This window comes from Bacillus cereus group sp. BfR-BA-01309 (genome assembly GCF_022664315.1).
GTDB lineage: Bacteria > Bacillota > Bacilli > Bacillales > Bacillaceae_G > Bacillus_A > Bacillus_A mobilis.
The window spans coordinates 1-15,625 of the sequence record NZ_JAKUHE010000037.1; the positions used below are offsets into that span (position 1 = coordinate 1).

The window sequence follows — 15,625 nt, forward strand, 5'->3', positions numbered from 1 at the left end:
AAAATTGACGTTTCACGTTGTTTGTTTCGTTCAGTTTTCAAAGAACTACTCGGTCGCTCATTTGCGACTTCCTTATGTTAACATCTTCGTTAGTTAATGTCAACTAAGTTTTTCATTTTCTTTGCCGCGTTCTGCGTTATTGCATCGGCGACTTGTCCTATATTACACCTCTAACCTTTAATCGTCAACATGTTTTTCTAAAAAAATATAAAAAGGCTTATTTCTTTTAAAATAAGCCTTTTTATCATATACCATTCTATTCATTTACTATTTTTCTATAATTGGTAACGAGACGATAAAATGAATAGTACCATCCTTATATTCAGCTCGAATACTACCACCTTGTAATTCAACAATACTTTTCGCAATTGCCAATCCAAGTCCCGATCCTTCTGTTACTCTACTTCGGGATTGATCTTTCTTATAAAAACGTTCAAACAAACTCCCTAGTTCTTCTCTTGTAAACTCTTCACTATGATTCGCAATTACAATTTGTATTTCCCTGCGCTGCCTTTGAAGAGAAACTTTTATCTCCCCATCATCTTTACTATACTTAATCGCGTTCATTAATAAATTATCAAATACACGAACCATCTTTTCCGAATCAACCGCTGCATAGGCACGTTCCTCAGGAAACTTCTTAACAAACGTAAGTCCATGCTCTTCTGCTTGCGGTACTAACTCTTCTATTAATTGCTCGAGTAACTCATTTATACAAACCTCTTGTTTTTCTAATATAACTTGCTCATTTGTTAACTTCGTATACTCAAATAAATCTTCTATTAAATTCTTTAACTGCTCCGACTTCACAAAAGCAATTCTCGTATATTCATCATGTTGTTCTTTATTTTCATATTTAGAATCTCGAAGTAATCGTAAATAACCCATAATAGAAGTAAGTGGTGTACGTAAATCGTGAGATACATTCGTAATAAGCTCGTTCTTTTGCTTCTCTAATTTACGTTCCTTTTCTATATTATTCATAAGCTCTTCTGCCATATTATTAATATTCTCAGTTAAAGACGCAATTTCGTCCTCACCTTTCTTCTCAATACGATACGCTAAGTTGCCTTTTTCTATTTCCTTTACACCTTGTGCCATCGCTTCAATTTGCTTCATCTTTCTCTTCGTTATATAGAAGAAAGAGAAGATAAATACGAGTACACCTATGAAAAATGGAAACGGCCCTTCTTGCGTATGATATCTCACTTCACCTCCCGGAATCCCACTAACAAACATGTATAAATTCTTATCTCCTATTGTAATAGGTGCAAAAGCTATAAATTCTTTTCTTGTATTTTCAAATGCATCTTGGCCATTTGAATAGTTAATTGCAAATGATGCTGCATTACGAATTGTATTATGCAAATCAATTTGTTCTTCTTGTGCCTGCTTCGTCTTATATACAACTTTGCCGCTCTCGTCAGTAACCAATACTTTTAAAGCTCTAGATCCTCGTTCTAAATTTTGGTTCTCCCTTTCGATCATATCGGATATAGCTTCTAATTTATTTTCGTGAACTGAACTATTCGCCACACTTTGAGCTTGTTGGTGAATTTCTCTCATACCAGACCCATAATCTATTGTCGCCTGCCGATTCGCATTCTCAAAAAAAGGTGCTGCTCCCTTTGCAAAAAAAAGCCCTAATAACGCACAAGCAGTAAACGCAGTAATAAGTTGAATTCGTATACTCCGTTTCACACTCTTCACTATCTTTCCAATTAATTCTCGAATTTTCCTAACATAAGTAAATGGATTAAATATCTTTTTCAATCTTATACCCCACTCCCCATACTGTTTTTATATATATCGGCTTCCTTGGATTCTCTTCAATCTTTTCACGCACTTTCCGAATATGAACCATTACCGTGTTATCCGACTGGAAAGACCTTTCGTTCCAAACCTTTTCATAAATTTGTTCCGCGCTAAAAACCATCCCAGGATTACGAGCTAGTAATTCTAAGATCGAAAATTCCCTCGGGGTCAGTTTCACTTCTTCTCCATCCACAATAACTTTATGGGTTGAGATGTTTATTTTCATCTCTCCAATTTCTAACTCGTCCTCATTTTGAATAGCAAAACCATTCATCTTCATATAACGACGTAACTGAGATTTAATTCTTGCGATTAACTCTAACGGGTTAAATGGTTTCGTTACGTAATCATCTGCACCTGTAGTTAATCCTAAAATTTTGTCCATATCTTGCGTTTTCGCAGAAAGCATAATAATCGGCATTTCTTTCGATTCTCTTACTTTCATACACATGTGAATACCATCTACTTTTGGCATCATAATATCTAATACGACTAAATGTACTTCATTTTCTTCTAGTAAACGTAATCCTTCTTCTCCGTCCCCTGCTTGCAACACTTTATATCCTTCATTCTTTAAATAGATTGTAATAAGATTCCTAATTTCTTTTTCATCATCTACGACAAGTATTGTTTCGGTTGCCACAATATCTCCCCCATCACTTTTTTAATCCCTAACTTCTATTATAGGAAAACTTCTGAAGAAAAACGCTCGGAAATCCTTAAGATTTTCTGAAGACGCAAAAAAGGTCTAGACTCCCCTTAAGTCTAGACCTTTCAAAAACCCCTTTTATTTACGAACGTAGATGAAATATAGTACGAATAAAACTCCCATAACATACATAATTGGATGAATCTCTTTACGACGACCACTTACTACCATTGTAATTGGATAGAAGATAAACCCGATTGCAATCCCTGTCGCAATACTATACGTAAGTGGCATTGAAATAATTGTAAAGAATGCTGGTACTGCAATCTCGAATTTCTTCCAATCAATTTCGCCTAAAGATGAAACCATTAAGATTCCTACAATAATTAAAGCTGGTGCCGTTACAGCTGGTGTTACAACACTTAATAATGGTGAGAAGAATAGTGCCAGCAAGAAGAATCCTGCTGTTACAACTGCCGTAAATCCAGAACGTCCACCCGCTGCTACCCCTGCAGAAGATTCAATGTAAGATGTTGTTGTTGATGTACCTAAGATCGCACCGATTACAGTTGCAATCGCATCTGCGAATAACGCTTTTCCTGCACGTGGTAATTTATTGTTCTTCATTAATCCAGCTTGATTCGCAACCGCTACAAGTGTACCTGCTGTATCAAAGAAATCAATGAAGAAGAACGTAATAATAACAATCACCATTTGAACAGTGAAAATATCTCCAAAGTGCGTTAATGCCACACCGAACGTTGGTTCTAGACTCGGTATTGCTCCCACTACAGCTTTCGGAGTATCAATTAATCCTGTTGCTACTCCTAAGATTGCTGTAAGAATCATACCGTAGAACACTGCACCATTAACTTTCTTAATCATGAAGATGATTGTCGTAACAACCCCGAAGATTGCTAGTAACGTTGTGCCCTTTGTTAAATCCCCCAATCCAACAAGAACAGCATCATTTTTCACGATAATTCCGGCATTTTGGAATCCAAGGAATGCAATGAACAATCCGATCCCTGCCGCTACTGCAAACTTTAACTCTGATGGAATTGCATTAATGATTTTTTCACGAATACCTGAAGCTGTGAGAATAATAAAGATAATACCTGACATTAACGTTCCAGCAATTGCTGTTTGCCACGGAATACCCATCGTTAACACTGCCGTATAAGCAAAGAACGCGTTAATTCCCATACCCGGTGCCAAAGCAATTGGATACTTCGCAAATATACCCATAATTAACGAACCAATCGCTGCTGCTAATGCTGTAGCAACGAATACTGCACCTGGATCCATTCCTGTACCTGCTGGTAACCCTTTAACATTTCCAAGTGACAGTGTAGCAGGATTGACAAATAGTACATACGCCATAGATAAGAATGTCGTTAAACCTGCTATGAACTCTGTTTTATAATTTGTACCGAGTTCATCAAACTGAAAATAGCGTTTCATCTTACGTTTCCCCCGTTATATGATTACTCGCCGTAATCTCCCTAGCCCTCTTTTATCTATTAAAAATAAAAAAGGCTTCCATTGCATATACATGGAAGCGTTCTATGAATAAAGACAAGTTTCCCCTCATCTTTATCTAAACGCCTCGTAGTCAAGCCATTTACGGTAGCTAGGTAGAAACTTTCGGGCCATATCCCCGATATTATACGACGGCATAATATTCACTTTTCGTTTAAATTACATACTCATATTAACTCGACGAAGTAGTTTTGTCAATTTAAAAACGAACATTTTTATAAACTTTTACAATTTCGTTCGTATTAATGACGAAAATATAAAAGATCCATCTACGCATGTGCAATAGATGGATCTTTTGTATAATACTATTCCCACTCAATAGTTGCTGGTGGCTTACTCGTTATATCATACACGATACGGTTAACGTGTTTTACTTCGTTTACGATACGTACAGAGATTTTCTCTAATACGTCCCAAGGGATACGTGCCCAGTCAGCTGTCATACCGTCGATAGATGTTACCGCGCGGATACCTACTGTGTAATCGTAAGTACGCTCGTCACCCATAACACCTACGCTACGCATACCAGGAAGCGCAGTGAAGTATTGCCAAACTTCGCGGTCTAAGCCCGCTTTAATAATTTCTTCACGTAAAATCGCATCAGATTCACGAACGATTTCTAATTTCTCTTCTGTGATTTCACCTAATACACGAATACCAAGACCAGGGCCTGGGAATGGTTGACGCCATACAATTTCATCAGGAATTCCTAGTTCTGATCCTAATACACGTACTTCATCTTTAAATAACGTGTTTAAAGGCTCGATTAATTTGAACTGCATGTCTTCTGGAAGTCCACCAACGTTATGGTGAGATTTAATTGTTTGTGCAGTTGCTGTACCACTCTCAACGATATCTGTATAAAGTGTACCTTGTGCTAGGAAGTCCATTCCTTGTAATTTAGAAGCTTCATCATCAAATACGTAAATGAATTCATTACCGATGATTTTACGTTTTTGTTCTGGATCTTCTACACCTTTTAACTTGTTCATGAAGCGTTCTTGTGCATCAACTTTAATAACGTTCATGTGGAAGCCTTCGCTGAATGTTTTCATAACACCTTCTGCTTCACCTTTACGAAGTAAGCCGTGGTCAACGAAAATACATGTTAATTGATCGCCGATTGCTTTATGAATTAACACTGCTACAACAGAAGAGTCTACACCGCCGCTAAGTGCGCATAGTACTTTTTTGTCTCCCACAGTTTCACGGATTTTCTCTAATTCTACTTCGATAAAGTTCTCCATGTTCCATCCTTCAGAACAACCACAAGCGCCGAATACGAAGTTTTTAATTAAATCGTTACCGTGCTCAGAGTGACGTACTTCTGGGTGGAATTGTACACCGTATAAGTTTTGTTCTTCATTGCTCATACCAGCAATTGGACAAGACTCACTTGTTGCATCTACTACGAATCCTTCAGGTAAACCAGTTACTAAGTCACCATGACTCATCCATACAACTTGCTCTTCTGGAAGGTTCGTATATAATTTTGATTCGTTCTCTACTTTAAGAACAGCTTTTCCGTACTCACGGTGGTTTGCACGTTCTACTTTACCACCGAAGTGTTGTGTCATAAGCTGCATACCGTAACAAATACCGAAGATCGGTAATCCTAGTTCAAAGATTTTTTCATCACAATGTAATGCGCCTTCACCGTATACACTATTTGGTCCACCAGAGAAGATAATCCCTTTTGGATTCATTGCTTTAATTTCTTCTGCAGTAATTGTATGTGGATGAAGTTCACTGTATACACCGAACTCACGAATTCGACGTGCTATTAACTGATTGTACTGACTCCCAAAATCTAAAACGATAATTGTATCATGCTGCTTTTTCAAAATAATCACCCCAACGTTAGTTCTCGTATATAAATATTTTTACCAATTAGGCAAAAAGCATTACTAATATAATAAAAAAAGCCAGTCCTCCGCCTCTAGTCTCATAACAAAGAAAAGGCAGGGGTCTGGCTTTATAAAGAAAGATAGTCTTCCGCTCTTTATAAATATAAGACGCACTGCCTTCATAGTCAGGTTGTTTACGGTAACCCGGTAGAGACTCTCAAACCATATCATCGAGGATATATGAAGGATTGTTTTATATTATCTTCCTAGATTCTAACAATGAAGTATCGATATGGTCAAGAGAGAAAGCGACAAAATTCTACAGAAATTCATTTCCTTTTCTAAAAAACATAAAAAAACATCCATTTCTATATAGAAATGGATGTTTTTCGAGCAAACGGAATTACATCATTCCGCCCATACCGCCCATGCCCATGCCGCCCATGTCAGGCATTGCTGGTGCATTTGGTTCTGGCTTGTCAGCAACTACAGCTTCAGTTGTTAAGAACATAGCTGCAACAGATGCTGCGTTTTGAAGTGCAGAGCGAGTTACTTTAGCTGGATCTACGATACCAGTTTCAAGCATGTTAACCCACTCGCCAGTAGCTGCGTTGAAACCAACGCCTACTTTTTCGCCTTTTAGACGCTCTACAACTACAGATCCTTCTAGACCAGCGTTGATTGCGATTTGACGAACTGGCTCTTCTAGTGCGCGAAGTACGATGTTGATACCTGTTGCTTCGTCGCCTTCAGCTACGATAGAAGCTACTTTCGTGTATACGTTCATAAGTGAAGTACCACCACCTGCAACGATACCTTCTTCTACTGCTGCACGAGTTGAGTTAAGTGCATCTTCAATGCGAAGTTTGCGCTCTTTTAACTCAGTTTCAGTTGCTGCACCTACTTTAATTACTGCTACGCCACCTGCAAGTTTTGCAAGACGCTCTTGTAATTTTTCACGATCGAATTCAGAAGTTGTTTCTTCTAATTGCGCACGGATTTGACCGATGCGAGCTTCGATTTGTTGTGTATTTCCGATACCTTCAACTACAGTTGTGTTTTCTTTCGTTACAACGATTTTACCTGCGCGTCCTAAAGATTCAACTGTAGCAGATTTTAAGTCACGACCTAATTCTTCAGTGATTACTTCGCCACCAGTTAAGATTGCGATATCTTCTAGCATTGCTTTACGACGGTCACCAAATCCAGGAGCTTTAACAGCTACTACATTGAATGTACCACGAAGTTTGTTCACTACTAATGTAGCTAACGCTTCGCCTTCTACATCTTCAGCAATGATAAGAAGTGGTTTACCTTGTTGTACCACTTGCTCTAATACTGGTAAGATTTCTTGGATGTTAGAAATCTTTTTGTCAGTAATTAAGATGTATGGGTTATCAAGAACTGCTTCCATTTTGTCAGAATCAGTAATCATGTAAGGAGATGCATATCCACGATCAAATTGCATACCTTCTACTACGTCTAATTCTGTTGTGAATCCTTTAGACTCTTCTAAAGTAATAACACCGTCGTTACCAACGCGCTCCATTGCTTCAGCGATTAATTGACCTACTTCTTCGTCAGCTGCAGAAATAGCAGCTACTTGTGCGATAGAAGATTTACCTTCGATTGGTTTCGAAATCTCTTTTAATTCTGCAATTGCAGCAGTAACAGCTTTTTCGATACCTTTACGAAGACCCATTGGGTTCGCACCAGCTGTTACGTTTTTAAGACCTTCACGAATCATAGCTTGCGCTAATACAGTTGCAGTTGTTGTTCCGTCACCAGCTACATCATTTGTTTTGCTAGCAACTTCTGCTACTAATTTTGCACCCATGTTTTCGAATGCATCTTCTAATTCAATTTCTTTTGCAATTGTTACACCATCATTTGTAATAAGTGGTGAACCGAATTTTTTCTCAAGTACAACGTTACGACCTTTTGGTCCAAGCGTTACTTTTACTGCGTTTGCAAGAGTGTCGACACCGCGAAGCATCGAACGACGTGCTTCTTCACTAAATTTAATATCTTTTGCCATAATAATTGACCCCCTTGGATTTTTTAAGATTTATATAATTAACCGATAACTGCTAAAATGTCACTTTCACGTAAAATCAAGTAGTCAGTACCTTCGTATTTTACTTCAGTACCTGCATATTTTGAGAAGATGATAAGATCACCTGCTGCTACCTCTAAAGCAACACGCTCACCATTTTCAAGCACTCGACCAGTACCTACTGCAATAACTTTACCCTCTTGTGGTTTTTCTTTTGCAGTGTCTGGTAATACAATACCACTTGCTGTTTTTTCTTCTGCTTGAACAAGCTCAATTACAACGCGATCACCTAATGGTTTTAGCATGAACAACAACCTCCTCATTTTGTTATGTAAATTTTCTTTATTAGCACTCAAGTCACCCGAGTGCTAACACACTTATAATAATAAATAATCTCAATTTCTTTTGCAAGTAAAAAAATCATAATTTTTTCGCAAATTAAGCTATACACTTTTCTATATAGAGTCCCTCTTCTTCTACCTTTACTATATGAATCGTTGTTTCCACTACTCGTATGTTACAATATGAAAGGACACCCTAAGTTGTTTTCGCTATACACACAACTTTCTCCTGTCTTCTATTATAATTTCAAATACGGATTTACGAAAAAAACATAATTTACGTAAGGTTTATATCGTAGGTAGCATATTTACATGTTATCCTACCTTATCTCATACACTAGAGTTAGAAAGGATGGTTAAACCATTTGAAAAAACAATATTGGTGGGTTATCGTTACATACATTTTAATGCAGTTATCATCTATTGCTGGATTACCACTTCTCCTAAAAACTGGACTTTATGATAACAGGGGCTTTACTAGAGAAGAGAAGTTCCAACTCATAACTGGACACTGGGCAATCATTAGCTTCTTTATTGCATTATGTATCGTACTTTGGTTACTTAGAACAGATATTCGCGACAGACGTTTAGATACAACGCGTTCTTCTATTCCAGCTACGATTGGTTGGATTTTTATCGGCTTCTTTTTAGCATTTTTCTCGCAAAGTATTGCCGGCATGATAGAAATGCGTTTATTAGGAATTAAACCTGGATCAGAAAATACAGCGAGACTTATGGATATCGCTAGAACGACCCCTTGGTTCCTTATCGTCATCTCTATAATAGGACCTATCTTGGAAGAAATCGTATTTAGAAAAATTTTATTTGGTACACTTTATAAGAAGTTTAACTTCTTTATTGCTGCTATCATTAGTTCTCTCGTATTCGCAGCAATTCATTTTGATTTCACTCACTTATTGGTATACACTTCTATGGGGCTCGTGTTCGCCTTTTTATATGTAAAAACAAAGCGTATTATCGTCCCTATCGCAGCTCATGTTGCTATGAATACATTAGTTGCAGTTGCTCAAGTTTTAATGAGCAATGAACAAATTCAAGAAATGATTAAAGAAGCTGAAAAAATGCAAGGCTTTATCGGAGGATTTTTAGTATGAGAAACTCACCACTGTTCATGGCTGCATTGTACTTCCTTCTAGGATGTATCTTTACACGCTTCGCCATTACGAACGTAACAGATACAATCTGGAATATGTGGACAATACTATTTGCAGTTATGGCAACAATTGATTTTAATTTGGCACTTCGCCTTATCTTAGTTAAATTCACAAAGAAAAAACAATAATAAAACGCAGAGGTCGCTTCCTCTGCGTTTTATTGTGGATAATTCTTTAAAAAGTAAACAAGTGTTTGTAACTCTACTGCTAAATCAATATGATGAATTCTTATATTGTCTGACACATTTAAGCGCGCTGGTGTAAAATTTAAAATACCATGCACGTTCGTTTCTGCCAATCTATCTGCTACAGATTGTGCTACTGTAGCGGGTACTGTTAATATTGCCACTTGTATATCAGTTGATAAACGTTCTTCTAATTCATCTAAATGATATACAGGAATGCCCCCGATTTCTGTTCCGACTTTCTCTTCACTAACGTCAAACGCCATTTCAATTTTTGTATTATTGTTTTTCGTGAAATTATAATGTAAGAAAGCGGTCCCTAAATTACCTACTCCAATAAGTGCTACACGTGTTATATCATCTTGGTCGAGTGTTTCACGGAAAAATGATAATAGATAATTTACGTTATATCCATAACCTTTTTTCCCTAACGCTCCAAAATATGAGAAGTCTCTTCGAATCGTTGCGGAATCAACCTTTACCGCCTCGCTCAATTCTGCTGATGAAACACGTTGCTTACCAGAAAGAGATAAGTTTTGGATAAATCGATAGTATAGAGGCAATCGTTTGGCAGTGGCCTGTGGAATTTTTTGCTGATCCATATAACCTCTCCTCTCTTCCTATCTTTATTCATATACTTGAATCAAATACAGAAGTTTAGCACTCATGAATTTCCCTGTATAATAAAGAGAAGAAGTATTCTCTCTTTATTTTAAACTATACACTATTTTTAGTATGATTGAGAAATATAAACATGGCAAAGTTAAGAAATTATTTGAGGTGAAAACATTGATTTTATTACAAGTAAACGCGCTTTCGAAATTATACGGTGCAGAAACGATTCTTGCAAACATAAAATTGGAAGTTCAAACGAAAGATCGTATCGCATTAGTCGGACGAAATGGAGCCGGAAAATCTACATTATTAAAAATAATAGCTGGTGAGCTATCTCATGATGGTGGCGAAATTATAAAACCGAAAGATGTCTCAATCGGGTACTTAGCTCAAAATACCGGCTTAGAAACGTCTTTAACAATTTGGGATGAAATGTTAACCGTCTTTACACACTTGCAGCAAATGGAGACAAAACTTCGAAGGCTAGAGCAAGAGATGGGAAAAGAAGAAAACTTTTCAAATGAGGCTACATACGAAAGATTATTAGCTGATTATGACCAATTACAATTAGATTATAAAGATCAAGGTGGCTATCAGTACGAAGCAGATATCCGCTCGATTTTAAGTGGTCTTGGCTTCCCAGTTGAAACGCACCAGACGACGATTTCTACATTAAGCGGTGGACAAAAGACACGATTAGCTCTCGGTAAATTATTATTAACGAAACCAGACCTACTTATTTTGGACGAGCCTACAAACCATTTAGACATCGAAACGTTAACATGGCTTGAACAATATTTACAAGGCTATCCTGGCGCAATACTAATCGTTTCCCATGACCGTTATTTCTTAGACAAACTCGTTACACAAGTATATGAAATTTCGAATAAGGAAAGCAGACGATTTGTTGGTAACTACAGTAAATATTTAGACTTAAAATCAGCGCTATACGAGCAAGACATGAAACGTTATGAAAAACAACAAGATGAAATCGCTAAGCTTGAGGACTTCGTTCAAAAAAATATAGCTCGCGCATCTACGACAAAACGCGCTCAAAGCCGTCGTAAACAATTAGACCGAATGGAATTATTAACAAGACCATTAGGTGATTCTAAGTCAGCTTCCTTCCACTTCGATATTGAAAAACAAAGTGGAAATGATGTTTTACAAGTAAAGGATGCAACGATCGGCTATGATGAGGATCCGATTATTGAACATGTAACGATGCGCTTAACTCGCGGGGATAGTGTTGCTTTAGTTGGTCCAAACGGCATCGGGAAATCCACATTATTAAAATCACTTGTGAATAAGTTACCACTATTACACGGTGATGTTTCTTTCGGATCCAATGTATCTGTTGGTTATTATGATCAAGAACAAGCAAACTTAACATCCTCTAAGCGAGTTTTAAATGAGTTATGGGATGAATATCCATTGCAGCCTGAAAAAGAAATTCGCACGATATTAGGTAACTTCTTATTCACCGGGGATGATGTACTAAAACCAGTATCTTCTCTTAGTGGTGGACAAAAAGCTCGATTAGCTCTTGCAAAACTTATGATGCAAAAATCGAATTTATTAATTCTTGATGAACCTACGAACCACCTTGATTTAAATAGTAAAGAGATTTTGGAGAATGCTTTAATTGATTATCCAGGCACCCTTCTATTTGTCTCACATGACCGCTACTTTATTAATCGTGTAACGACGACCGTTGTTGAGTTATCAACAGAAGGTGCACAAGAATATTTAGGGGACTATGATTACTACGTTGAAAAGAAAAACGAAATGATTGAACGCGCAGCATTTGAACAACAAGAACAGCAAGAAAGCCAAGCACCTGTTCAAAAAACTGTAGCCCAAGAAAAATTAAATTATCTCGAAGAAAAAGAGCGTAAACAATTAGAACGTCAACGCACTCGAAAAATTGAGGAGCTAGAACAAAACATTGTAGAATTTGAAGAAGAAATTGCTACGTTAGAAGATCAACTTTGCTTACCAGAAATATATGCAGATTATGAAAAAGCTAGTGAAATTACAACGAAAAAGCAAACACTACAAGAGCAACTTGATGCATGTATGGCAGAATGGGAAGAATTACATTTATAAGAGTATGAATAAGAAGGATGTCTCATAAGTCGGGATTTTTGACTATGCGACATCCTTTTTTCTCTTCTAGTTGGGATGAACGTCATATCGTATAAACAATTCGACACGACATATCGATTTACCGACAAAGTTTGACATCCCTATCATAAGAGTGTATTTCAAAATGTTTTTTAGAGATATCTTCTTGTTATTTATTTCCCGAAAAAGAATACACGTAAAGGTCAGACTTCATCTGATTTATCCACAAGTTTATACACATATCCACCTTTGTAAAATAAACTCCAAAATAACTTTTCCACATTATCCACAATTAACAAAAAAGTTATCAACATTTTATATACACAATAAAACCCACATTATCAACAGATAATATGGGTTTTATCCACAAGTTGTGGTTAATTTTGTGTATAACTATGCTTCAATATCTAATCCTGGATTTGCATTTAAAGCTAATGTAGCACGTTTTCCTTGTTCATATGCAATTGTACCTGCCGCCGCAATCATTGCCGCATTATCTGTGCATAAAGATAATGGAGGGATAATTAGCTCAATATTTTCTTTTTGTGCAAATTCTTCTTCTAAACGTGCACGAAGTCCTTTATTAGCAGCTACTCCACCAGCTAGAAGCAGTTGCTTTACGTTATACGTTTCTGCTGCACGGGATGCTTTCGTTACAAGCACATCTATTACACTTTCTTGGAAACTTGCTGCTAAATCTTCCGGTGCAATTTCTATCCCGCGTTGTTTTGCGTTATGCACAGTGTTGATAACTGCTGATTTCAATCCACTAAAGCTGAAATCATACGAATCAGGTTCTAGCCATGCACGAGGCAAATCAATTGTTGGTTCTCCTTCATGTGCAAGGCGATCAATATGAGGACCACCTGGATATGGCATAGATAACGTACGAGCTACTTTATCATATGCCTCTCCAGCTGCATCATCCCTCGTTTCACCAATCACTTCGAATGAACCATGCTCTTTCATATAAACAAGCTCCGTATGCCCACCAGATACAACAAGTGATAGTAGTGGGAATTGAACTTCTTTTACTAAACGATTCGCATAAATATGACCAGCGATATGATGAACACCAACTAGAGGAATATCATGTGCAAAAGCTACTGCTTTCGCTGCATTTACCCCTATTAAAAGCGCCCCTACTAAACCAGGTCCTTCTGTTACAGCAATTGCATCAATATCATCAAATGTGATATTTGCTTCTTTTAAAGCTTCTTCTAACACAACTGTAATTTCTTCTACATGATGACGGGATGCAATCTCTGGTACAACTCCGCCAAAACGTTTATGACTTTCAATTTGTGATGCAACTACGTTTGCAATAATTTCCGTTCCATTTTTAACAACTGCTACTGCTGTTTCATCACAACTTGTTTCAATACCAAGTATAATCGTATTTTTTTCCATTATATATTCACCCACATTACGAGACCATCTTCCTGATTGTCTGCATAGTATCGTTTACGAATTCCACCATTTTGAAATCCGTATTTTCTGTATAACTGTTTTGCTACTTCATTTGATACACGTACTTCAAGTGTCATCGTTTTTACCCCTAAATCTTTCGCTTCGGAAATAACTTCTTTCAATAAAGCATCCCCTAGCTTTTGACCTCTGTATTCTGGCAAAATAGCTATATTTGTTATATGTGATTCATCAATAATTATCCACAATCCACAATACCCAATTACACGACCATCTTTTTCTAGCACAACATAATATGCATGTTCATTCGTCGTTAACTCACGGTGAAAGGCATCTGCAGTCCAAGGAGTTGAAAAAGACGCTTCTTCAATAGCTACAATTTGAGCGATATCATCGAGTTCCATCTTTCTAAATATCATATCCATCTTCTGCAAACCCCTACTTGTTTTGACTTTCTAACCACTTTGTTTCGGCCTCAGCTAAACGAAGGTAACTAGGAACAAATGAATGCACATCTTGTTCTTCTTTTTGCAATCCTAAGAACGCTAACTCACTTGGTCTTGGGTTATTTTTAGTGAAAGGAGCAAATACAGCTTGATCGCCTAAATGTTCTATTATTGTTTCTTTGTGCAGTTTAACATCGTTACCAATAAATAAAACCTGCTTGCCTTTATCTTTTAACATTTGCAACCAGTCTACAATAAGGATGATTCGGTCTTCTTCTATAGAAGTGACATTCTCTCCTTCATATGTATATAACCCAGTATAAATTTGTCCACGTCTTCCATCGAATAAAGGACAGATTAATCCATCAAAATTAGCTCCGTTTGCAGCTACTACTTCTAAACTTGATACACCTACAATCGGTATTTGAAGTGACCAAGCTAATGTTTTGGCAGCTGTCACACCTATGCGAACACCTGTATATGATCCAGGTCCAGCAGCTACAACGATTTTAGTTAATTCTTTCGGTTTTACACCGCATTCTTTTAACAGTTGTTCTACAGCTGGCATAAGACGTACAGAATGATTTTTTGTTAAGTTTGTAATGATTTCCCCAATTACGTTTCCTTCTTCAATAAGGGATACACCCATTACGTAATTTGAAGTATCAATTGCTAGTACTTTCATCTTGTAATAGCTCCTCACATAATCTAATATATCGATCTCCAATTGGCTCGAGTACAATTTTCCTTGTATCATTTCCAGCATGGAATAAACTAATTTGTAACTTCTCATTTGGTAAAAATGCTTCTATTAAATGAGCCCATTCTACTACGGTAATTCCTTCACCGTAGAAATACTCATCAAAACCTAAGTCCTCTTCACTTTCAGCTAAGCGATACACGTCCATATGATATAGCGGCAATCTCCCTTTATATTCTTTAATAATATTAAAGGTAGGACTATTTACAACTCTTTTCACCCCAAGACCTTTTGCTAGTCCTTTTGTAAAAGTTGTCTTACCAGCCCCTAGATCTCCTTCTAAAATAATTACATCTTGTGCCCCTACAAGTCCACCTAGTTTTTCTGATAATCTTTGTGTTTCCTCAGCGGATTTTGTTGTTATTTCATATTTACTCACAGACTTCACCTACTTTACTCACAATGTTCTCTGCTCTTTATTATACAGGTTTTGAATATATAAAAAAGTCCTTAGGAGTTTTCCTAAGGATAGTTTGACTGTCTTTATTAGTTTTTTGTTAAAACAAATAAAAAAATACGAAACAACATGTTTCGTTCTTTTCTTTATATAAAATGGCGGTCCCGACCGGGGTCGAACCGGCGATCTCCTGCGTGACAGGCAGGCATGTTAACCACTACACCACGGGACCATTTGGTTGC

General features: G+C 37.1%; 14 protein-coding genes, 1 tRNA gene and 2 riboswitches. Of the genes, 3 read left to right on the forward strand and 12 right to left on the reverse strand.

All coding sequences use genetic code 11. The features are described 5' to 3' along the window. Positions 1-267 precede the first annotated feature (267 nt). The 6 genes from MR115_RS29035 to groES all read right to left on the reverse strand — a co-directional run bounded on the left by MR115_RS29035 (position 268) and on the right by groES (position 8,214). Positions 268-1,773, reverse strand: a complete 1,506-nt coding sequence (locus tag MR115_RS29035; RefSeq protein WP_242243756.1) for a sensor histidine kinase — start codon at positions 1,771-1,773, stop codon at positions 268-270. Beyond that, the gene (locus MR115_RS29040) at positions 1,757-2,458 is read right to left on the reverse strand and encodes a response regulator transcription factor (protein ID WP_097820315.1); all 702 of its coding nucleotides are present in this window, start codon (positions 2,456-2,458) and stop codon (positions 1,757-1,759) included. The genes MR115_RS29035 and MR115_RS29040 overlap by 17 nt, the downstream gene beginning before the upstream one ends. 144 nt (positions 2,459-2,602) lie before the next feature. Next, positions 2,603-3,928: an NCS2 family permease gene (locus tag MR115_RS29045; protein ID WP_000833097.1), complete on the reverse strand. Its 1,326-nt coding sequence runs from the start codon at positions 3,926-3,928 to the stop codon at positions 2,603-2,605. A gap of 128 nt (positions 3,929-4,056) precedes the next feature. Beyond that, positions 4,057-4,158: riboswitch (purine riboswitch) on the reverse strand. Positions 4,159-4,311: 153 nt separating this feature from the next. Further along, on the reverse strand, positions 4,312-5,850 hold the full coding sequence (gene guaA, locus MR115_RS29050) for a glutamine-hydrolyzing GMP synthase (RefSeq protein WP_132136588.1): 1,539 nt from the start codon (positions 5,848-5,850) through the stop codon (positions 4,312-4,314). A 165-nt stretch (positions 5,851-6,015) separates the two neighbouring features. Then, positions 6,016-6,117: riboswitch (purine riboswitch) on the reverse strand. A 139-nt stretch (positions 6,118-6,256) separates the two neighbouring features. Beyond that, complete coding sequence (groL, locus tag MR115_RS29055) at positions 6,257-7,891, reverse strand: chaperonin GroEL (RefSeq protein ID WP_061679608.1); 1,635 nt, start codon at positions 7,889-7,891, stop codon at positions 6,257-6,259. Positions 7,892-7,929: 38 nt separating this feature from the next. Then, the gene (gene groES, locus MR115_RS29060) at positions 7,930-8,214 is read right to left on the reverse strand and encodes a co-chaperone GroES (protein ID WP_000917306.1); all 285 of its coding nucleotides are present in this window, start codon (positions 8,212-8,214) and stop codon (positions 7,930-7,932) included. A 401-nt stretch (positions 8,215-8,615) separates the two neighbouring features. Between groES and MR115_RS29065 the strand changes: the two genes are divergently transcribed. Together MR115_RS29065 and MR115_RS29070 are read left to right on the forward strand one after the other, a co-directional pair. Beyond that, positions 8,616-9,365 (forward strand): CPBP family intramembrane glutamic endopeptidase, encoded by a 750-nt coding sequence (locus tag MR115_RS29065; protein ID WP_071722019.1) that lies wholly within the window; start codon positions 8,616-8,618, stop codon positions 9,363-9,365. Further along, positions 9,362-9,553: a YdiK family protein gene (locus MR115_RS29070; protein WP_001246201.1), complete on the forward strand. Its 192-nt coding sequence runs from the start codon at positions 9,362-9,364 to the stop codon at positions 9,551-9,553. Before MR115_RS29065 ends, MR115_RS29070 begins: the two co-directional genes overlap by 4 nt. A 29-nt stretch (positions 9,554-9,582) precedes the next feature. Here the strand turns inward: MR115_RS29070 and MR115_RS29075 are convergent, their stop codons facing one another. Next, a complete protein-coding gene (locus MR115_RS29075; RefSeq protein ID WP_000372703.1) occupies positions 9,583-10,212 on the reverse strand; it encodes a redox-sensing transcriptional repressor Rex in 630 nt (209 codons plus the stop codon). Positions 10,213-10,399: 187 nt separating this feature from the next. On the opposite strand from MR115_RS29075, the gene MR115_RS29080 reads away from it, so the two are divergent. Next, a complete protein-coding gene (locus tag MR115_RS29080) occupies positions 10,400-12,334 on the forward strand; it encodes an ABC-F family ATP-binding cassette domain-containing protein (protein ID WP_097820314.1) in 1,935 nt (644 codons plus the stop codon). Positions 12,335-12,745: 411 nt separating this feature from the next. On the opposite strand, the gene tsaD is transcribed toward MR115_RS29080, so the two are convergent. The 5 genes from tsaD to MR115_RS29105 all read right to left on the reverse strand — a co-directional run bounded on the left by tsaD (position 12,746) and on the right by MR115_RS29105 (position 15,615). Beyond that, positions 12,746-13,762, reverse strand: coding sequence for a tRNA (adenosine(37)-N6)-threonylcarbamoyltransferase complex transferase subunit TsaD (gene tsaD / locus MR115_RS29085; RefSeq protein WP_242243758.1), 1,017 nt, complete (start codon positions 13,760-13,762; stop codon positions 12,746-12,748). Further along, positions 13,762-14,205 carry a ribosomal protein S18-alanine N-acetyltransferase gene (gene rimI / locus MR115_RS29090; RefSeq protein WP_242243759.1) on the reverse strand — a complete coding sequence of 148 codons (444 nt, stop codon included), beginning with the start codon at positions 14,203-14,205 and terminating at the stop codon, positions 13,762-13,764. Before rimI ends, tsaD begins: the two co-directional genes overlap by 1 nt. A 13-nt stretch (positions 14,206-14,218) precedes the next feature. Continuing rightward, positions 14,219-14,911, reverse strand: a complete 693-nt coding sequence (gene tsaB, locus MR115_RS29095) for a tRNA (adenosine(37)-N6)-threonylcarbamoyltransferase complex dimerization subunit type 1 TsaB (protein WP_000865762.1) — start codon at positions 14,909-14,911, stop codon at positions 14,219-14,221. Continuing rightward, on the reverse strand, positions 14,892-15,365 hold the full coding sequence (gene tsaE, locus MR115_RS29100) for a tRNA (adenosine(37)-N6)-threonylcarbamoyltransferase complex ATPase subunit type 1 TsaE (RefSeq protein ID WP_242243761.1): 474 nt from the start codon (positions 15,363-15,365) through the stop codon (positions 14,892-14,894). Before tsaE ends, tsaB begins: the two co-directional genes overlap by 20 nt. A gap of 174 nt (positions 15,366-15,539) precedes the next feature. Continuing rightward, a tRNA-Asp gene (locus MR115_RS29105) sits at positions 15,540-15,615 on the reverse strand. Positions 15,616-15,625: the final 10 nt, after the last annotated feature.